The organism is Nitrospiraceae bacterium (assembly GCA_021373015.1).
Classification (GTDB): Bacteria; Nitrospirota; Thermodesulfovibrionia; order Thermodesulfovibrionales; family UBA1546; genus JAJFTJ01.
Genome location: JAJFTJ010000001.1, coordinates 1 through 18,352, shown reverse-complemented (window position 1 = coordinate 18,352; position 18,352 = coordinate 1). Strand labels below are relative to the sequence as shown.

21 protein-coding genes and 1 tRNA gene are annotated in these 18,352 nt (G+C 39.4%); 11 read left to right on the top strand and 11 right to left on the bottom strand.

Annotated elements, in window-relative coordinates:
* The 3 genes from metG to holB form a co-directional block, all read right to left on the bottom strand.
* Positions 1 to 1,384 (bottom strand): methionine--tRNA ligase (metG, locus tag LLF28_00110; protein MCE5193857.1); only part of this gene is annotated, 1,384 nt, incomplete at its 3' end.
* Positions 1,363 to 2,214, bottom strand: coding sequence for a stage 0 sporulation protein (locus LLF28_00105; protein ID MCE5193856.1), 852 nt, complete (start codon positions 2,212 to 2,214; stop codon positions 1,363 to 1,365). The genes LLF28_00105 and metG, both read right to left, overlap by 22 nt.
* A gap of 1 nt (position 2,215) precedes the next feature.
* Positions 2,216 to 3,214 (bottom strand): DNA polymerase III subunit delta', encoded by a 999-nt coding sequence (holB, locus tag LLF28_00100; GenBank protein MCE5193855.1) that lies wholly within the window; start codon positions 3,212 to 3,214, stop codon positions 2,216 to 2,218.
* Positions 3,215 to 3,354: 140 nt separating this feature from the next.
* Here holB and LLF28_00095 point away from each other — a divergent pair, with 140 nt between their 5' ends.
* Positions 3,355 to 3,750: an acyl-CoA thioesterase gene (locus LLF28_00095; protein ID MCE5193854.1), complete on the top strand. Its 396-nt coding sequence runs from the start codon at positions 3,355 to 3,357 to the stop codon at positions 3,748 to 3,750.
* Here LLF28_00095 and LLF28_00090 read toward each other — a convergent pair.
* Positions 3,747 to 5,096 (bottom strand): insulinase family protein, encoded by a 1,350-nt coding sequence (locus LLF28_00090; GenBank protein ID MCE5193853.1) that lies wholly within the window; start codon positions 5,094 to 5,096, stop codon positions 3,747 to 3,749. The two genes, LLF28_00095 and LLF28_00090, sit on opposite strands and share 4 nt — an antisense overlap.
* Positions 5,093 to 6,409 carry an insulinase family protein gene (locus LLF28_00085; GenBank protein MCE5193852.1) on the bottom strand — a complete coding sequence of 439 codons (1,317 nt, stop codon included), beginning with the start codon at positions 6,407 to 6,409 and terminating at the stop codon, positions 5,093 to 5,095. Before LLF28_00085 ends, LLF28_00090 begins: the two co-directional genes overlap by 4 nt.
* Before the next feature lie 112 nt (positions 6,410 to 6,521).
* Here LLF28_00085 and LLF28_00080 point away from each other — a divergent pair, with 112 nt between their 5' ends.
* Both LLF28_00080 and LLF28_00075 read left to right on the top strand, forming a co-directional pair.
* A complete protein-coding gene (locus LLF28_00080; GenBank protein MCE5193851.1) occupies positions 6,522 to 7,682 on the top strand; it encodes a class I SAM-dependent RNA methyltransferase in 1,161 nt (386 codons plus the stop codon).
* Between the two features lie 14 nt (positions 7,683 to 7,696).
* Complete coding sequence (locus LLF28_00075; GenBank protein MCE5193850.1) at positions 7,697 to 7,891, top strand: YwbE family protein; 195 nt, start codon at positions 7,697 to 7,699, stop codon at positions 7,889 to 7,891.
* 281 nt (positions 7,892 to 8,172) lie between these two features.
* On the opposite strand, the gene LLF28_00070 is transcribed toward LLF28_00075, so the two are convergent.
* The gene (locus LLF28_00070) at positions 8,173 to 8,637 is read right to left on the bottom strand and encodes a hypothetical protein (GenBank protein ID MCE5193849.1); all 465 of its coding nucleotides are present in this window, start codon (positions 8,635 to 8,637) and stop codon (positions 8,173 to 8,175) included.
* Positions 8,638 to 8,732: 95 nt separating this feature from the next.
* Here LLF28_00070 and LLF28_00065 point away from each other — a divergent pair, with 95 nt between their 5' ends.
* The 3 genes from LLF28_00065 (at position 8,733) to LLF28_00055 (ending at position 11,784) form a co-directional block, all read left to right on the top strand.
* Entirely contained in the window at positions 8,733 to 8,960 is a 228-nt protein-coding gene (locus tag LLF28_00065) for a NifU family protein (protein MCE5193848.1), read from the top strand.
* Positions 8,961 to 9,049: 89 nt separating this feature from the next.
* Entirely contained in the window at positions 9,050 to 11,356 is a 2,307-nt protein-coding gene (locus tag LLF28_00060) for a PBP1A family penicillin-binding protein (GenBank protein ID MCE5193847.1), read from the top strand.
* 53 nt (positions 11,357 to 11,409) lie between these two features.
* On the top strand, positions 11,410 to 11,784 hold the full coding sequence (locus LLF28_00055) for a tetratricopeptide repeat protein (protein ID MCE5193846.1): 375 nt from the start codon (positions 11,410 to 11,412) through the stop codon (positions 11,782 to 11,784).
* Positions 11,785 to 11,832: 48 nt separating this feature from the next.
* Here LLF28_00055 and LLF28_00050 read toward each other — a convergent pair whose 3' ends face one another.
* The 3 genes from LLF28_00050 to LLF28_00040 are packed head-to-tail and all read right to left on the bottom strand — an operon-like array spanning position 11,833 to position 14,294.
* On the bottom strand, positions 11,833 to 13,206 hold the full coding sequence (locus LLF28_00050) for an FAD-binding protein (GenBank protein MCE5193845.1): 1,374 nt from the start codon (positions 13,204 to 13,206) through the stop codon (positions 11,833 to 11,835).
* Between the two features lies 1 nt (position 13,207).
* Positions 13,208 to 13,732 carry a crossover junction endodeoxyribonuclease RuvC gene (gene ruvC, locus LLF28_00045; GenBank protein ID MCE5193844.1) on the bottom strand — a complete coding sequence of 175 codons (525 nt, stop codon included), beginning with the start codon at positions 13,730 to 13,732 and terminating at the stop codon, positions 13,208 to 13,210.
* The gene (locus LLF28_00040) at positions 13,710 to 14,294 is read right to left on the bottom strand and encodes a D-sedoheptulose 7-phosphate isomerase (protein ID MCE5193843.1); all 585 of its coding nucleotides are present in this window, start codon (positions 14,292 to 14,294) and stop codon (positions 13,710 to 13,712) included. Before LLF28_00040 ends, ruvC begins: the two co-directional genes overlap by 23 nt.
* A gap of 81 nt (positions 14,295 to 14,375) precedes the next feature.
* Between LLF28_00040 and LLF28_00035 the strand changes: the two genes are divergently transcribed.
* The 5 genes from LLF28_00035 (at position 14,376) to LLF28_00015 (ending at position 17,295) form a co-directional block, all read left to right on the top strand.
* Positions 14,376 to 14,840 (top strand): hypothetical protein, encoded by a 465-nt coding sequence (locus LLF28_00035; GenBank protein ID MCE5193842.1) that lies wholly within the window; start codon positions 14,376 to 14,378, stop codon positions 14,838 to 14,840.
* Positions 14,821 to 15,168 (top strand): YraN family protein, encoded by a 348-nt coding sequence (locus LLF28_00030; GenBank protein ID MCE5193841.1) that lies wholly within the window; start codon positions 14,821 to 14,823, stop codon positions 15,166 to 15,168. The genes LLF28_00035 and LLF28_00030 overlap by 20 nt, the downstream gene beginning before the upstream one ends.
* Before the next feature lie 67 nt (positions 15,169 to 15,235).
* A complete protein-coding gene (locus LLF28_00025; protein ID MCE5193840.1) occupies positions 15,236 to 16,051 on the top strand; it encodes a retroviral-like aspartic protease family protein in 816 nt (271 codons plus the stop codon).
* 49 nt (positions 16,052 to 16,100) lie between these two features.
* Positions 16,101 to 16,186: transfer RNA gene (locus tag LLF28_00020), tRNA-Leu, on the top strand.
* A 221-nt stretch (positions 16,187 to 16,407) separates the two neighbouring features.
* Positions 16,408 to 17,295: a deoxyribonuclease IV gene (locus LLF28_00015; GenBank protein ID MCE5193839.1), complete on the top strand. Its 888-nt coding sequence runs from the start codon at positions 16,408 to 16,410 to the stop codon at positions 17,293 to 17,295.
* A 15-nt stretch (positions 17,296 to 17,310) separates the two neighbouring features.
* On the opposite strand, the gene LLF28_00010 is transcribed toward LLF28_00015, so the two are convergent.
* A complete protein-coding gene (locus LLF28_00010; protein ID MCE5193838.1) occupies positions 17,311 to 17,640 on the bottom strand; it encodes a pyrimidine dimer DNA glycosylase/endonuclease V in 330 nt (109 codons plus the stop codon).
* Between the two features lie 61 nt (positions 17,641 to 17,701).
* Positions 17,702 to 18,352: HD-GYP domain-containing protein (locus tag LLF28_00005; GenBank protein MCE5193837.1), on the bottom strand; the 651-nt coding region annotated here is incomplete at its 5' end.

Genomic DNA, 18,352 nt, shown 5'->3' with positions numbered 1-18,352 from the left:
CATTCCAAATATTGAACATTACTTTTTTGAGCTCTTCAATATCAGTTTTTGCAAGTTTCCAAGGTTCTTTTTGTGCTATGTAATTGTTAGCATCGCTTATGATATTCCAGATATTTTCAAGAATACGACTGAAACTTAACTGTTGCCACAAATCAGATCGATGTGCATTTACACTTGCTTTAATACAATTTTCAGCAAAAGGATTTATCACAGACGTATCTTCTTTGGGAATATTTATTTTGCCCTCAAAATATTTTTCAGCCATTGCAATGAATCTGCTTAATAGATTCCCAAGATCATTTGCAAGATCAGTATTGATACGGTTAATCAATGCCTGCTCTGAAAAATCTCCGTCCAATCCAAAAGGCACTTCTCTGAACAAAAAATATCTGAATGCGTCAGCCCCGTATTTTTCTACCATCAGATTAGGGTCTACGACATTTCCAACAGACTTGGACATTTTTTTGCCTTCAACAGTCCACCAGCCGTGTGCGAATAAATTTTTCGGAAGCGGCTTTTTTAATGCCATAAGCATCGTCGACCAGTAGACAGCATGTGTTGTGAGAATATCCTTTCCAACAAGATGATGACTGGCAGGCCACCATGCGTCAGCAGGTTCTGATAGATACTTTGTGGCTGAATAATAATTCACCAAAGCATCAAACCAGACATAAGTAACAAAATCCTTGTCAAAAGGGAGTTCTATGCCCCATGAAAGCCTTTTCTTAGGTCTTGATATGCAGAGGTCTCCAAGTTCTTTGTGCTTTAAAAATCCAAGAACTTCGTTCCTTCTTGTTTCTGGAAGGATATATCCCGGTTTATCTTCGATGTTCGGATTATCTTCGATGTATTTAATAAGCTTTTCCTGATACTTTGACATCAGAAAAAAATAATTATCTTCTTCTATGTGTTCAACAGCTCTTCCACAGTCAGGACACTTTGAGTCAACAACTTCTTTTTCTGTCCAGAATCTCTCATCAGGAGTGCAGTAGCAGCCTGAATATGTTCTTTTTACAATCTCACCTGTGTCATGCAATTCTTGAAGAATGTTCTGAACAACCTTAATATGCTCTTTATCCGTTGTCCTTATAAAGGAGTGCTCTGATATATTAAGTTTCTTCCAGAGATTCTTAAAATTTTCGAACATGAGATCTGCATGTTCTTTTGGTGTTCTCCCTTTTTCAAGGGCTGCTTTTTCAACCTTTTGTCCATGTTCATCAGTGCCTGTTAAAAAAAACACTTCTCTACCCATCAATCTGTAATATCTTGAAAGTATGTCTGCTGCTATGGTTGTATATGCATGGCCAATGTGAGGAACATCATTAACATAATAAATTGGCGTTGTTACGTAGAATTTTTCTTTCATTTCTTGTGTTTTTTCCATGGCCACTTTTTAAATTTTTTGTTGTTCTTATCTGCTTGATTATCTTTAGCTGCATCTGGATTTTTAGAAACAGCAGACTGATCCTTATACGTTTTTGTTTCTCCATTTAAATCTGTGTTTGAGTGTTGATTTACATCGATAGAAATCGCATCGCCTGTTATAACACTTGTGTCTTCGATAACAGGGCTTCCATTCCTGTCCTCAGCGCATTCATATCCAAGACAGCACATCAATCTCCCGCATATACCTGACAGCTTGCTCATATTCAGCACAAGTTCCTGTTGTTTAGCCATTTTGATCGATATAGGTTCAAATGAGACAAGAAATGTCTTGCAGCACAGCTCTCTTCCGCACATGCCAAAACCGCCGACTATTTTTGCCTCGTCCCTTACCCCAATCTGCCTCATCTCAATTCGGGTCTTAAACTTTGCAGCAAGGTCTTTAACGATTTCTCTGAAATCTATTCTCCCGTCTGCGGTAAAGTAAAAAACAAGTCTTTTCTTATCAAGAGTTGATTCTATTGAGATAAGTTTCATTGGAAGTTCGCGCGCTTCGATCCTCTCAAGACAGTATGTCCTTGCCTCTTTTTCAAAACTTTCATTGTCTTGTTTATGCTTGAAATCTTCCTCAGTTGCCTTTCGCAAAATCTTTTTCAGTTCTTTCCCGTGACTTCCTATAATGTGTCTTTCAGTTACCACTTTTCCAATGCTCAAGCCAAGCTCTGACTCGACAATAGCGTATTCTCCTTTGATAAATTCTATCGAATCATCAACCTCAAAATCATATACCTTGCCGCCTTGTTTAAATTTTATTCCTATTACATCTGGCATCTTATGCACTCCTCTTGTTATCTAGAGACGATTTCCCCTGCATGTTCTTGCTGAAGCTTGCACACAGGTAATTCCATGTTACTGCCTTATTAAGATTAAACTTAAGATACGTCTTAAGCAGGGCTACCCTTGAATAAAGCTCAAGCATAGCATCAATGCTCATCGAGCCAGACATGCCTTTGACCGCATTTCCTATATCTGCATTAACAAGCATATCATCTTTATTCATTATTTTTTGAATAGCCATGTCTCTTATCAATATTGAGACAGAATCGAACCACTTCTCCATTTCTTCTTTGTCAGCCCAGACTCCTTTATCTTCCCAATCCAGCATTGCCTTGATAACCTTAATGCACGAATTTCTTTCCTCAATAAGATCGTCTGATACTGTAAGCCCCGGCCGTCCCATAGAAAGCCTTGCAAGAGTCAAAACCTGTTTTTCAGCTTTAAGGTTTTTACCTTCAGCTCTTATTATTACTGCCCTGCACATCTCAGGAGATAATGAAGAGAAATTTATCCTCGAACATCTTGACCTTATAGTCTCAGGCAGTCTGTCAGGGCTTGATGTAATGAGAATTATCGTGCTCCTGTGCGGAGGCTCTTCCAAGGTTTTTAAAAATGCATTTGCTGCAAATGAATTCATGGTCTCAGAATCATCAACTATCACAATCCTTCTTTTGCCTTCATAAGGCGCAAACGACAGGGTTTCCTCTATGTTCCTTACTTCCTCAACACATATCTCTCCTTTTTCAGGCGATATAATGAGAAAATCAGGGTGTGTTCCTGCGTCAATCTTTCTGCAGGATGCGCATTCATCGCAGGAGTCGTCTTCTTTGGGATTTTTGCAGTTCAGAACTTTTGCAAAATTAATCGCAGCAGTTTTTTTGCCAATACCTGATTCTCCGGCAAAAAGATATGCTGAAGAGATCCTGTCCCTCTTAATTGTGCCGAGCAGGATATTAATCTGTTTTTTATGTCCTATAATGTCTCTGAGCGCCATATTAGAAAATCAAAGATTGGTTACTTACAAATATTCCCGTATTAGTTACTATTGAATTATAACTTTACTCTAAATACCTTGACAAGTATAAGAGACTTGATTTGCAGCTCCTTCGCAAATTATAGTAAGAAGGCAAAACCATGAACAATAAGATAAGCATAAAAATCTATTATGACGACACAGATGCCGGTGGAGTTGTCTACTATGCAAATTATCTCAAATATCTTGAGCGTTCAAGGACAGAATTTTTTCAGGGATACAACATTAATGTAGCCGAATATCATGAAAAAGGCTGCATGTTTGTAGTGGCACATGTGGATATAAGCTACAAACAATCTGCAAGGCTTGGAGACATCATTGATATCACATCAGAGATTGCTGAACTGAAAAATGCCTCGCTGATAATTAAACACCGCATATTCAAAGGGGATAAACTCCTTATAGAGGCTCAGGTCAAACTTGCATGCGTGAACAAAGAAGGCAGGGTTCAAAAATTTCCGGATGAATTTAAAAAACTTTTACTGAATGAGACTTAATATTTCAGGTCTGCTTTTTTCTGATCTGCCACAACAGCAAGCACAAAATTCTCAGAGTCAAGATACTTTTGAGCAGTCCTTAATACATCTTCCTTTGTAACAGCATTTATTGATGAAATATATTTGTTGTCATAATCAGCGCCAAGATTATAGAATTCAATCATTGCAAGGAAATCAGCAATCTTTCTGTTTGTCTCAAGTCTGCGCGGGAAACTTCCTGTAAGATATGCCTTTGCATCAGAAAGCTCATCATCACTTACAAGATCTTTTTTTATCTTCTTTATTTCTTTCAATATCTCTTCAACCACAATATTCGCAGATTCATTCTTTGTCTGCGCCGTTACCTGAAAAGCGCCTTTTTCTTTGCTCGGGATAAAATAGCTGTGTATATCATATGCAAGTCCCATATCATCTCTCACCTTCTGCATAAGCCTCGACGAAAAACCTCCGCCGCCGAGAATATAATTCATAACTGAAAGCGCATAATAATCAGGATTGTCCCTGCTGATGCATAGATGACCAAGCATTATTGTCGCCTGTGTGACATCTTTTTCGATTTTTATTACTTTCTGTATTTTTTCTTCAGGCATCGGATTAATGCGTTTGTCTGGCAGCTGAAGGGACTTCCATGTGTCAAAATATTTTTTTATAAGTGTGTCGAGATCTGATTGCTTTAGATCACCGACAACAGAGAGTATCGCATTGTTGGGAAGAAAATAATCTGAATGAAATTTAAGAATATCTTTTTTTGTAATTGCTGATATGGTTTCAACAGAGCCTTCAACCAGTCTCCCATATGGATGTTCTCCAAAAACAGCATTATTGAATGCGCGGCTGGCAAGAAAAGACGGGTCTTCTTCTTCTCGTTTCAAAGAACCTTTTATCATATCTTTTTTTCTGTTTATCTCTTCCTGAGGGAAAACAGGATTCAGGATTATATCTGAAAACAGCTCAAATCCTTTTTCAATGTCTTTTTTAAGTACTGACAATGTTATTGTTATGTAATCGCTTCCTGCAGAGGCATTCAGGGATGAACCTATAAATTCTATCTCTTCCCTTATCTCAGATGCCTTTTTTGTTTTTGTGCCTTCATCAAGAAGTTTTGCTGTAAGGTGAGCAAGTCCTGCTTTTTCTTTTGATTCGTCAAGAATGCTTGTTTTAATGATCATTGTGACCATAACAACAGGCAGGTTATGTTTCTCTGATTGAAGAACTGTAAGTCCATTATCCAAAACCGTCTTTTTTACATCAAGAGCAAAGACATTAGAAGTTAGTGAATAGCAGAAAGTGAACAGGAACAACAGAAAAAATACTACTTTAAGTTTTCTTAGCCTTTCACTTCTCATTTTTCACTCCCGATCGTTTTTGTCGGAATTAATATTCCGACAGTTCTGTTGTCTTCAATAAGATATTTACTAGCTGTTTTCATTACATCCTCTGCCGTAACTTTTCTTATTCCTTCGAGATATTTCTCCTTGAGTTTCCAACTGCCCATGATCTCAAACTGTCCTGTTATCATCCCCTGATAAAATATCGAATCCTGCCCCATTATAAAGCTCGATTCTATCTGATTTTTTGCCTTCTGTATCTCCATGTCTGACGGTGGTTTTTTTATTATCATCTCTATTTCAGAGTAAAGAACAGATTCTATATCTTTTATATTCTTTCCCGGCGCTGCTGTTGCAGCAATCATAAACAAATACGGATCTATGTTAAATCCCGAATAATCAGCATCCGCAGACAATGCCAGCTTTTTTTCATACACAAGTGATTTATAGAACCTCGAGCTTTTTCCTCCTGAAAGTATCATTGCAAGCAGATCAAGCGCATAGCTGTCTTCTGAGGAAAAATTCGGCGTGTGGTATACAGCAATAAAATATGGAAGCTCCGCATCTCTTTTAAGGGATATTCTTCTTTCTCCCTTCTGGTTCTCTTCCTTTGCCACAACAGACTTTCTGTCATTGACAGGAACAATGCTCCCAAATGATTCTTTTATTTTTTCGATTATTTTGTCTGGATTAACATCGCCTGCAACAACAATGAACGCATTATCAGGAGAATAATATGCCCTGTAATAATTGTACAGGTCATCTTTTTCGATTGAAGAGACATCCGCCATCCACCCGATAACAGGCCATTGATATGGATGTGATTTAAATGCGCCAGCCACAACCTCTTCATAAAGCATATTCTGAGGGTCGTCTTCATAACGCATTCTTCTTTCTTCCATCACAACATTTCTCTCGGCAATAACCTCTTTAGGGTCCATTACAAGATTTCTCATCCTGTCTGCCTCAAGTTCTATCGAAATATCTATCCTGTCTGAAGAGAGTGTCTGAAAATACATTGTGTAGTCTTTTGTCGTGAACGCATTATCACTGCCGCCATTTTTCTGCACTATTTTTGAAAATGCCTTCGAGCCGTATTTTGGCGTGCCCTTGAACATCATGTGTTCGAGAAGATGGCTAAGTCCTGTCTTTCCTAAATTTTCATTTCTCGAACCTACCTTATACCATATCTGGAATGTCGCAATCGGAGCCTTATGGTCTTCAATAATAAGAACCTTAAGTCCATTGTCCAGTTTGTATTCCTTTACCTCTGCACAAAGAAACGTCGGGACTATAAGAAGAGCGAAGATAGTCAACAAAAGTTTTCTCATAATTTTAATAATAACATAAATGATTTCTTCGCAGCGTTCCGCTTAGGCTCAGCCGCTTAATCTTTATTTTTGTGGTAAAGTTTATAAAAACAAGATTGAGGTTGTTCAAAAAATGTTTCAAACAAAAAAGAACAGAATTCTTGTTACCTGTGCAAAAGGCATAACGCCTTTTTTAAGGGAAGAACTCATTCAACTCGGCTTTCCCATACTCTCTGAAACACAAGCAGGCATAACTACAGAAGGAACTATTGACGATACCCTCAGACTTAATCTCCATCTACGCACAGGACACCGAGTGCTTTTTCTCATCAGGGATTTTTTTGCGCGTGATGCAGATGCGCTCTATCGTTCAATGTCAGAGATGCCATGGGAGAAATATATAGCAGAGGATGGATATGTGTGTGTGACATCCAGTGTGGATAATCCGACCATCAAGACCTCACTCTTTGCAAATGTAAAAAGCAAGGATGCCATTGTCGACAGGATAAAGCAAAAGTGCAGACAGCGTCCTGATTCAGGACCTGATAAAGACAAGACAGTCATAAACCTCTACTGGAAAGATAATGCCTGTTCAGTTTATTTAGATACCTCGGGCGAACCTCTTTCAAAGCGCGGATATAGAAAAATCCCCATGACAGCTCCTATGCAGGAGACTCTTGCCTCGGCCATTGTCATTGCTTCTGTATGGGATAAAAAAAGCAATTTCATCAATCCAATGTGCGGAAGCGGAACCCTTGCGATCGAGGCTGCACTAATCGGCCTCAACAAAGCTCCCGGACTCATTCGTGACAATTACGGATTTATGCATATAAAAGGATTCAGCATATCTTTATGGAATAGTTTGAGAACACAGGCCCAAAAAGAATCAAGAAAGAGCATCGGATTTAAGATTATCGCAAGTGATAACAGAATTGAAGCTATTGAAGCAGCAAAGAAAAATGCATCTGCCGCAGGAGTAGATCATCTGATCGAATTTGTTCTATGCGATTATTCTGAGACAAAAATTCCCGAAGGTGGAGGAATTGTTATTCTCAACCCCGAATACGGAGAAAGAATGGGAGAGATAAAAGAGCTTGAGAGCGTGTACAAAGGCATAGGCGATTTCTTTAAACAAAAGTGCAGGGGATATACAGGATATATCTTTACCGGCAATCTTGACCTTGCAAAGAAAATTGGGCTGAGAGCAAAAAGAAGGATTCAATTTTTCAACGGCCCGATAGACTGCAGACTTCTTGAATATGAGTTGTACGAAGGCAGCAGGAAGAATAACTGATAGGAGAACAATTTATGGATGGAACCAATCGTGCCGATATAAAACAAGGATTGCGTGTTTCAATTGTATTGAAGAAGGACCAGCAGACAGGGAAACTGACAGAAGGAATCGTAAAAGATATTCTAACGAACTCGTCTGCGCATCCGCATGGAATTAAAGTCCGTTTGGAAAAAGGAGAAATAGGACGGGTAAAAAAAATACTTGGGTAAACAGCAGAATAAACCTGTTGCCCTCTCTAAGGGGAAAGCACCTGTAATGAATATCAACATAGAATTCCCATTCGCCATTTAATTTTGTGTATTTTCAGGGAAGGATGAACTGGGTTGGATTGCAAAAATTTTAACTGTTTTCTGATTTTCTTTTTGATGACGACTATCTCTATTTGTCCAGCCATTTAACAGCATCTTCTGCATCGCTAAAAACTTTAAATCTGCCTCTCTTAATATCTTCCTATCTTCTATTTCTTCTTTCCCATCAGCTTTATAGCTGTTTATATCCCTCCATGTCCTGAAAGAACACCAACGAATAATGTCAGCCAACTCAATCCTAAAATAACCCAGTGGAATACTGAAAGCCTGAAAAATATTTTTGTGGTATCCTGCTGAGCTTCTCCTTTGAAGATTATTTTGAAAAGTCTGCCTTCAAACAACAATACAAGGACATAGAAAGTCCAGACAATAAGCATCAGAGTTATGGCAATTCCATAGCCTGTGAACAACACGCTCCATCTGTTTGTTATAGAAAGAAGCCATATTCCTGTTATTCCTACAATAAGAACACAGAGCTTTGCGATATTGGCAAACCTATGCTCTACTCCTTGAAAAAACAGCATCTTTGCAAGCGAGCCTTCTGTCCTCATTATCATTGGGAAAACTATGATTGTTACGAATGTAACTCCTCCAATCCATACGACAACTCCGAGAACATGGATGGCAATAAGAAATGGTATAAGCATGGCGCCTCCTCAATCATTGAGTTATAATTTAATATCATCATGACTATTAGATAGCATATAATATAAGTGAATTCAACAACTAAGGAGGATTTGCAATGCTCGATAGAGCAAAGATTGATGAAGTAATAGGCAGGATACGTCCAGCGCTTCAGAGGGACGGCGGAGACGTTGAGGTTGTAGAGATAACTGACGATAATATTGTTAAGGTAAAACTCAAAGGCGCATGCGGCTCATGCCCTATGGCAACAATGACATTAAAGGGCGGGATTGAAGCAGAACTCAAAAAAGCCTTTCCTGAATTAAAAGCTGTCCAGTCCGTATAACTAATGCGGCAGGGGGAATCCCCCCTGCTTTTATCCTCAAAATCTTATCTTTTTGACTTGTATTCTGTATCAGGGGTATAATTTCTGTCATGAACAAAAAAACAATAACCATTCTTGTAACAGCATCAATCGTAACAGGCATCTTTTTCGGCGGATATCTTGCGCTTGCCAAAGGCATTCCATCAATCGATGAGCTGAAGCAGTACAGCCCCACTGCCGGCACAAAGATATTTGCAGACGACGATACCCTTATCGGAGAACTCAAGGCGGAAAAAGGCATATTCGTGCCTATAGATAAAATGCCAAAACATCTGATAAATGCTGTTGTTGCAATGGAAGACGCAAGGTTCTGGAAACACAGGGGCATAGATTACATTGCTATCGGCAGAGCTATTCTGAAAGACATTACACATATCGGCCTCAAGGAAGGTGCGAGCACAATAACCCAGCAGCTTGCAAAGATCGCATTTCTAACTCCTGAGAAGACAATAAAGCGCAAACTAAGAGAAGCAGCACTCGCAATGAAGATCGAAAGATATCTAGATAAAAAAGAGATACTGGAACTGTATCTTAACAAGGTATATTTCGGACATGGCGCATATGGTGTTGAGATGGCCTCTCACGTGTATTTCGGCAAGTCAGTTACAGACATAACATTATCTGAAGCAGCGATACTTACTGCACTCATAAAGGCTCCGATCACATATTCCCCGTTTAACAATCTGACAAGAGCCAAGGATAGACAGTCAGCAGTTCTTTTGAGAATGGAAGAAGAAGGTTTCATCAAAAAAACAGAGAGGGAAAAAGCCGTTAAGGAGCCCTTGCATCTTACGAGCCTTAGAAAAGAAAATGAGGCAAATAATTATTTCGTAGAGTATGTCAGAAAATATCTCGAAGAAAGATTCGATGAAGACACTATCTACAAAGCTGGATTGAATGTTTACACAACTCTTAATAAAAACCTCCAGCTATCAGCGCAAAAAGCCTTGCAGGCCGGACTCAGAGAATTAGACAAAAGAAGAGGATGGCGGGGACCAGTAGAACATAAAAAGGATATTGATGTTGGAAAAGAAATGTCGAGCAAGGATGTAGCATATGTCATTGGAACCGAAGATGAAATAACATCGGGCCTTGTCATCAAGGTGAGCGAAAAAGAAGCCGTAATTAAGACAAGAGGTGTGCTTGGAAAGCTTCCAATAGCAAATGCGCAGTGGGCAAGTATTGCTCTGGATCGTAAAACAAAAAAACCATACATGATAAAAGGATTTAATCTTACCAAAATAATAAAGCCTGGAGATATTGTTAAAGTCAGGATTCTAGGTAAAAAGGCAAAAGAACTTATGCTTGCTCTTGAACAAGATACTGAGATTGAAGGAGCAGTTGTTTCAATAGAACAGAGCACAGGATTTATAAGGGCACTTGTAGGAGGCTATGATTTTTCAAAAACAGAGTTTAACAGAGCTGTTAATGCAAAGCGGCAGCCAGGTTCTGCCTTCAAGCCAATAATATATGCAGCTGCAATGGATAATGGCTACACTCCTGCAAGCATTATTGAAGATGAACCTGTGACTTATCCGGGCGGATTAAAAGGCGACTGGATTCCTGAAAATTATGACAGAAAATTTCACGGGGCAACAAGGCTGAGGGATGCGCTGGCATATTCGAGAAACATAATAACCATAAAACTTGTTGATGCAATAGGGATAAGCAAGATTATTGCCTTTTCAAACAATCTTGGATTTGAAGGGGATATGCCCCGTGATCTCAGCATAGCATTGGGAAGCTTCAGCATTACCCCCCTTTCACTCACATCCATATACAGCACATTTGCAAACAACGGCGTAAAGATGAACCCAATGGCAGTAAAACACATAACAGATGCCAACGGAAGCATCATCGAGTCCAATGAACCGCAGGGACAAGAGGCAGTAAGTCCGCAGACAGCATTTCTAATAACATCCATGCTGAAAGATGTTGTTAATTATGGAACAGGCTGGAGAATCAAAGCGCTTGGAAGACCCGTTGCAGGAAAAACAGGAACAACTAATGAATACAGGGACGCATGGTTTGTTGGTTATACAACCGGGCTGACATCATGCGTATGGGTGGGATTTGACGACATGAAACCATTAGGGGAAAAAGAAACAGGCGCAAGAGCAGCCGCTCCTATATGGCTAAATTTTATGCGATCAGAAACTGTTGGTGGATCATCTATTGATTTTTACCCGCCTGAAGGAATTGTTCAGCATTCGATAGATCCCAAAACAGGACTACTGGTAGATGAAAACACTCCGGGCGGAATAAGGGAATATTTCAAGGCTGGGACACAGCCGACAAAATATGCAGGTTCTGTAACTCTCGAAAATAAAGAGGTCTCGAATCCGGACTTTGATTAGCATTAGCAAAAATGTGATAAAATCTAAGCAAGTTTAATAACAGGAGGGTTAAGATGAAGACCTTTATATTCAGCATTATAACTCTGTTTTTTTTAGCATCACCAGTTCTTGCACAGACCAACTATGACAAAGCTCTCGAGGCTTATGCAAAAAAAGATTATAAAACAGCAATCCAGTATTTAAAGGAATATGTTGCTGAAGAACCAAGCGCAGAAGCGTACTACCTCTTGGGATACTCTGCTTATAAACTAAAAAATATGGCTGAATCAGCAGAATATTTTAAAGAAGCATATCTGCTTGATCCTTCATTCGAACCCAAGCATATAAAGTTCGATGCTAAAGCCAAAAAAACAGAGAAAAAAGAAGAACAGATTAAGGAAGAACAAACCAAAGAAGAGCAGCCGCAGGGACAGCAAGAACAGAAATAACAAAACAACAGCAATAAAATAATATCTAATTACAAAAATCAGATATTATTAACTGAAAATCTTTCCGGGATTTAGTATGTTATCAGGGTCAAAAAGGTTTTTTATTCCTTTCATAATAGCAAGTTCGTTCTCTTTTATTTCCATGCCAAGATACGGCGCCTTTGTTATCCCAATTCCATGCTCGCCTGAAATTGTGCCGCCGAGTTTCAGCGTTGTCTCAAATATTTTTTTAACAAGCACTTCCGTCCTCTGATATTTTTCACTGTCTTGTTTTTCGACCATAATGTTCACATGAATATTCCCGTCGCCTGCATGCCCGAAATTCACTATTTTTATGCCGTTTTCCTCTGATAGCTTTCTTAAATATTTAAGCATCTCAGGGATTTTATCCCTTGGAACAACTATGTCTTCGTTTATCTTTGTGCCCGCAATCTTATAAAGCGCAGGTGAAATCGACCGTCTTGCCTCCCAGAGTTTTTCCCTTGCAGAATTGTCCTCAGCCATCTTCACATCAGCCTTTAATGAATTGCATATGTATGCAATCTTTTCAGCCTGCTTTGTTATTGCTGAAGGATGGCCGTCGAGTTCTATTAAAAGAATTGCCTCCGTGTTTTTTGGGATGCCGACAGACTTAAAATCCTCAACTGCCATAACAGCTTCCCTGTCCATGAATTCCAGAGTACGCGGAATTATTCTTGATGATATTATTTTTGTTACTGCCTCTCCGCATGTTTCAATATTATCAAACATGGCAAGAAGCGTAATCACCTCTTCGGGCAGAGGCAGAATTCTAAGCCGCACTTTTGTTATTACTGCAAGTGTACCTTCTGAGCCTGTTAACAGCCGTGTTAGATCATAGCCGACAACACCTTTTGCAGTCTTTACTCCTGTATTAATAACCCTGCCGTCAGGAAGAACTGCTTCAATTTCCATCACATAATCTTTTGTTACTCCATATTTAATAGCTCTTGGTCCGCCGGCATTCTCAGCAACATTTCCTCCTATTGTGCAGAAATTCATACTTGCAGGGTCAGGGGGATAAAAGAAACCATGATATTCAAGCTCGCGCTGAAGCTTTCCGTTTATCATCCCTGTTTCAACAACCACACTGAGATTATTGGGATCGAGTTCAACAATCTTATTCATCTTCTCAAGACTCAGGACAATAGAGCCAAACAACGGCACTGACCCTCCTGTCATGCCTGTGCCAGCGCCGCGAGGCGTAACAGCTAGTTTATTCTTATATGCAAACTGCATAACCCTTACAACATCTTCCAGCTTTCTTGCCCATACAACTGCCGAAGGGTATTTTTCTAATCCCGATGCATCAAAACCATAGCAGACAAGATCTTCCGGCTTTGTCGATATCTTTGTGTCAGGAAGTGTCTCGATAAGCTTTTCTATAAAGTAACTATGCAACATTCTAAGTCCTGTTTAATTTAAATGTGTTTGTATGGCACAGTGCAATTGCAAGCGCATCAGCGCTGTCAGTTGAAAGCTTTGATTTAATATCAAGAATTTTAGAGACCATGACCTGAACCTGATGTTTTTCTGCTCTTCCATATCCTGTGACAGCCTTTTTTACTTCAAGCGCGCTGTATTCATATATAGGCAATCCGCATGATACGGCTGCAATTAAAACCGAACCTCTTGCCTGTCCTAGTGCAAGGGCTGATTTTACACTCTTTGCAAAAAATACTTTTTCGATTGCAGCCTCATCAGGATTATATTCTCTGATTATTTCTGTTATAGAATAGAATAGTTCTTTCAGCCTGCTATGAAGATGCTGTGCCGGAGAAAAAACTATTCTTCCAGAGCCTATATAAGAATATTGATTTAAATACCTTTTGGAAGCTGTATTTGCTGTTATTAAACCATACCCACAGGAGATGCTGCCGGGGTCGATCCCAAGGATGATCTTTGACTTATTTTTTTCTTGGTGCTTCAAATAATATTTCCTCCACCATCTGGCAGAGGGCATGGCCAAGTGTTATGTGGGTTTCCTGAACTCTCGGCGTATTATCAGATGGAACTATAAACGCATAAGTCGCTTTTGAAGCAAACTTCTCGCCTTTAGTCCCTGTTAAGGCAATCGTCTTCATCTTCTTTTTCTTTGCTGCATCCATTGCCTTGAGCACATTCGGGGATCCTCCGCTTGTGCTTATTGCAATCACTATGTCGCCTTCATCTCCGAGAGATTTAAGCTGTTTTGAAAATATCTCAGAATAATCATAATCATTTGCAATGGAAGTGATTACCGCCATGTCGGTATTGAGCGCAATTGCAGGAAGGCTGGGTCTCTCTTTTTTGAATCTGTTAACAAACTCTGCTGCTATGTGAGACGCATCTGATGCACTTCCTCCGTTGCCGAATAGTATGACCTTTTTACCGTCATTGAATGCATCGGCTATTGCCTTTGAAACCTCGATAACTGTTTCAAGGTTTTCTTTTATAAATTTTTCTTTTACGCTTATGCTTTCTTCAAAGATTTTCAGGATTTTTTCTTTCATGGTGTTCAGTAGAATAATTCAATCCGGCTTGTCATGTCAATAATTTTGAGTTTTGTTTTAGCTTAATATTAAGGTAAAATAATGAAAATATTCGGCATAAAATCAATACACAACATGACAGACTTTCCTAAAAACAGTCACTTGACCCAAAGTACAGAAAGAGCAGCGCGTCTGCGCGAAGTCTTTGAAATTTTATTTGATATAAACAAAAATGTGCCTGTCATAGTTGAGGGGAAAAGGGACTCTGCTGCATTAAGGGAACTTGGACTTACTGGCGAGATACTTACTTTACATAAAGGCAAGAGCCTTTATGAGTTTTGCCAAGATATTTCAGAGAGATTTCGTAAGGTAGTATTACTGCTTGACTGGGATGAAAGAGGCGAAAGTCTGAACAAAGCTCTATGCGAACTTTTAAACGGGCAGTGGGAGGAATATTCATCCTTCAGAGAACTTATCAAGATACTCTGCCAGAAGGACATTCAAGACATTGAAGGAATTCCAAAGCTTTTACGGAGACTTGAAACAGATGAGAAAAACCGGCATTGAAGGCGAAAAGCTGGCAGAAGATTATCTGAAGGATAAAGCTTACAGAATAATCTCAAAAAACTATAAAACAAAAATTGGCGAGATCGATATTATTGCAGATGATAACGGCACACTGGTATTTGTAGAGGTAAAAACCCGTAAAAGTAATTATTTCGGCTATCCTTTTGAAGCAGTCGGCTCAAAAAAACAACATAAACTCAAAAACCTTGCGCTTCTTTATCTTAAAAAATATAAATTAGACTGTCCTGTCAGGTTTGATGTAATAAGTATTTTATTAAATACTGCTGACGGGCATATCGAACACATTAAAGATGCCTTTGAAATATAATTTCAACTATTTATACAGAACTAAATGTGAGATAATAAGGCACGCAGACAGGAGTTCCTAAAAATTTATGGGGATAGACAATAAGAACAAGCAGGATGAAATAAGCCTTTCAGAGATTAAATTCTCGAAAACAGAGATTCGGAGAATAATATTTACTGTTCTGACAGCAGTTGGAATTATAACCGCAATACCATTATTTTTATTGAATGAATCCCAGTCCCCAGTTGTTCCTAAGCCTGACGCTTCTGCTGTTACACAAGCAGGAGATCAGAAATCAGAAACTTCTAGTAATCCTTCACCGCCTGCGCCATTGCACCAGCAAAATCAGGCACCTGCTCAGCAGCAGATTATTTTTAAGAATACAAACAATGCGCCCTCAGTCAGCGACCCATCAAAAATTCAGCAGATAAAATACTATTTGAAAAATGAAGTGCGAAATATAAAGTTTATTACATCAGAAATTAACGGTGAATCATTTGAATTCATATTTGATACAGGAGCATCTGATGTCTCACTTAATTCTGAGACAATACAAAAGCTCGGAATTAAGGACTTCTCGAAAGCTGTACAATATGGAACAGCATCAGGCGTTGTTACAGCATATAAATTTTCATGCAATTCTGTGAAAATAGCCGCTTTTGAAATTAGGAATGTTGACTGTTCATACAATCCATCGGCAAAACATAATCTTTTCGGGAACACATTCCTGTCACATTTTAATTATTATATTGATGAGCTGAGCCAGACAATAACCCTGGTTTCTAAAAGCGAGAAGGCAGAGTTAGTAGGCGGAGAGCTGCGAATACCTAAAAGCGAAGGATACGTTGAGATAGGCGGCAAGAGATACGAATACGTTAACGGACAGTTAAAAAGAGTCCAATAAATCCCGCCTACTTGCAAACCAGAGGTTTTTTATAATAGTATATCCGCATGCCGAAGTGGTGGAACCTGGTAGACACGCACGTTTGAGGGGCGTGTGGGGTAACCCATGCGGGTTCAAATCCCGCCTTCGGCACCATTAACTCCTTGTGCCTATTGGTTTTTCCCCTTCTTCCCCTCGTTGTACGCCGTTGTACCTCTCCTATTAAGAATGTCATAAATTCTTTCTTCTGCTATCCTATTTTTTTTAACTCGTTGCACTTTCGTTGCACCATATGGTATAACTCCTTGATTTTATTGGTTGTCAAGGGGGTTCAAATCCCGCCTTCGGCACCATTCAAAAAATCCAGGACAAACGCAATGGTTAATGATATTAAGAGAAAAGCCCCTCAAAAAAAACCCAACAGAAGAAGATTAGGCGTTCACACATCAATAGCAGGCGGAATTCATACAAGCCTTGTTAGGGCATCCGAATTAGGCTGCAGCACAATGCAGATATTCTCACATAACCCAAGAGGCTGGCTTGTCAGAGATATACTGCAGGAAGAAAAAATACAGTTCGAAAAACTAAGGGAAGAACTCGATATCTCACCTGTTTATATTCACACATCGTATCTTATAAATATGGCTTCGAATTCAGAAGTCCTTCGGGAAAAATCGATTGCGCTTCTAAAGGAAGAGATGCGCAGAGCGGACATGATAGGCGCTGACTTTGTGATACTGCATACTGGCAGCGCATCGAATGATGACGAGAAGATTGCACGAAGCCGAGCAGCAGCAAGTTTGAAAAAAACATTCGAAGATGAAAAATGGAGTGCAGGACTTTTACTGGAGAACACCGCAGGCGAAAGAGGGGACATTACATCGAAGATAAATGAACTTGCGGAAATTATGGATCGGCTTGACGGGCTTATATCAGGGGTGTGTATAGACACATGCCATGCGTTTGCCGCAGGATACGATATCAGAAAATACGAGGGGATAGAAAAAATCTCTGATGAGATAAAAAAATATATAGGATTCGATAAATTTAAACTTATCCATCTTAATGACTCAAAGGGCGAGTCAGGTCTTCACAGAGACAGGCATGAACATATTGGTGAAGGGAAAATAGGAAGAAACGGATTAAAAAGTTTTATTAATCACGAACCATTCTCGAAGATCCCCATCATACTTGAGACTCCAAAGGAAAAAGAGTCTGACGATGAAGAGAACATAAAAAAAGTTCTGAGCATGCTCAAGGCCTGAAAGATCAATCTGTATTCAGACATTACAGCCGCATTTTTTGTTCTTTAGTATTTCGGCCTGCTTCTTTTTTGTCTGGAGAAACTTATCCTGCACCCCCCTGCCTCTTGCAAGTTTTCTATCAAGACCGCTTTGATGAGAATATCCCCGATTCTTCATCTCTTCAGCAAGCAGTTCGTGTCTTTTGAAAAGAGCCTTAAGCCTGCCTATCCACCTGAGAGTCTCTGGATGCCTTGAATATCCTTTTTTGTTCTGGGTTAGAATTGTCCAGAGGGCATGAAGCTCCCTGTGTTCGCCAAGCAGATGGTTTCGGCATAGTTTCTCGGGTTGGATGTCCCAGATGCGCATGATAGGATACAATAGCTCAAAACAACTTCTAAATTCAGATAAAAATTAATAAGGTGAACATCTATACGTTTTGCACATATTTCTCAACTATCTTTTTGTAGAATTCCCTGGAAATTTCCTGACCTTCAATTCTGGCTAAGTTTACCATATCAAAATTTTTAACAAGAAGTGAAACTATCTCAGAATCAAGCGCTGTCCCTGACATTCTGCTCATTATGCTCATCAGTTCTTCTTTGGACATTCCTTTTCTGTATGGTCTTTCTTCTGCAAGAGCTGTAAAAACATCCGCAACACACATAATCCTAGAGCCAAGAGAAAGAACATCACCCTTATAATGAAAAGGGTATCCCTTGCCGTCTATTCTTTCATGATGATACGCGCCCCATGTATTTATTGTGTCGAAATTCTCAAGAGTATCAAGTATCGAATATGTGTAGTAAGTATGGGAACGTATCATTTCAAATTCCTTGGGGGTCAGTCTGTAAGGCTTGTCAAGTATCTCATTTGGAACTGCAAGCTTTCCAAGGTCATGGAGATACCCGGCAAGTCTCATCATCTCGCATTCCCTGTCTGAGAAGCCCGTCAGTCGTGCAAGTGAGACAGAGCTTGCCGATACGCCGTTTGAATGGCTTGCTGTAAAAGGACTTCTGAAATCAATAACTGCAGCAATAAAAACTCCTAATTCGTTAAGTTCTTTAAGATTTAAAGTCTG

Bases quoted from the DNA above. Each gene is read 5' to 3' on its own strand.
- LLF28_00035 (MCE5193842.1), top strand. From the start codon at position 14,376: ATGAAAATATTCGGCATAAAATCAATACACAACATGACAGACTTTCCT.
- LLF28_00010 (MCE5193838.1), bottom strand. From the start codon at position 17,640: ATGCGCATCTGGGACATCCAACCCGAGAAACTATGCCGAAACCATCTG.
- LLF28_00030 (MCE5193841.1), top strand. From the start codon at position 14,821: ATGAGAAAAACCGGCATTGAAGGCGAAAAGCTGGCAGAAGATTATCTG.
- LLF28_00080 (MCE5193851.1), top strand. From the start codon at position 6,522: ATGTTTCAAACAAAAAAGAACAGAATTCTTGTTACCTGTGCAAAAGGC.
- LLF28_00105 (MCE5193856.1), bottom strand. From the start codon at position 2,214: ATGCCAGATGTAATAGGAATAAAATTTAAACAAGGCGGCAAGGTATAT.
- LLF28_00085 (MCE5193852.1), bottom strand. From the start codon at position 6,409: ATGAGAAAACTTTTGTTGACTATCTTCGCTCTTCTTATAGTCCCGACG.
- holB (MCE5193855.1), bottom strand. From the start codon at position 3,214: ATGGCGCTCAGAGACATTATAGGACATAAAAAACAGATTAATATCCTG.
- LLF28_00095 (MCE5193854.1), top strand. From the start codon at position 3,355: ATGAACAATAAGATAAGCATAAAAATCTATTATGACGACACAGATGCC.
- LLF28_00050 (MCE5193845.1), bottom strand. From the start codon at position 13,206: ATGTTGCATAGTTACTTTATAGAAAAGCTTATCGAGACACTTCCTGAC.
- LLF28_00070 (MCE5193849.1), bottom strand. From the start codon at position 8,637: ATGCTTATACCATTTCTTATTGCCATCCATGTTCTCGGAGTTGTCGTA.
- LLF28_00060 (MCE5193847.1), top strand. From the start codon at position 9,050: ATGAACAAAAAAACAATAACCATTCTTGTAACAGCATCAATCGTAACA.
- LLF28_00040 (MCE5193843.1), bottom strand. From the start codon at position 14,294: ATGAAAGAAAAAATCCTGAAAATCTTTGAAGAAAGCATAAGCGTAAAA.
- LLF28_00055 (MCE5193846.1), top strand. From the start codon at position 11,410: ATGAAGACCTTTATATTCAGCATTATAACTCTGTTTTTTTTAGCATCA.
- LLF28_00025 (MCE5193840.1), top strand. From the start codon at position 15,236: ATGGGGATAGACAATAAGAACAAGCAGGATGAAATAAGCCTTTCAGAG.
- LLF28_00065 (MCE5193848.1), top strand. From the start codon at position 8,733: ATGCTCGATAGAGCAAAGATTGATGAAGTAATAGGCAGGATACGTCCA.
- LLF28_00090 (MCE5193853.1), bottom strand. From the start codon at position 5,096: ATGAGAAGTGAAAGGCTAAGAAAACTTAAAGTAGTATTTTTTCTGTTG.
- LLF28_00075 (MCE5193850.1), top strand. From the start codon at position 7,697: ATGGATGGAACCAATCGTGCCGATATAAAACAAGGATTGCGTGTTTCA.
- LLF28_00015 (MCE5193839.1), top strand. From the start codon at position 16,408: ATGGTTAATGATATTAAGAGAAAAGCCCCTCAAAAAAAACCCAACAGA.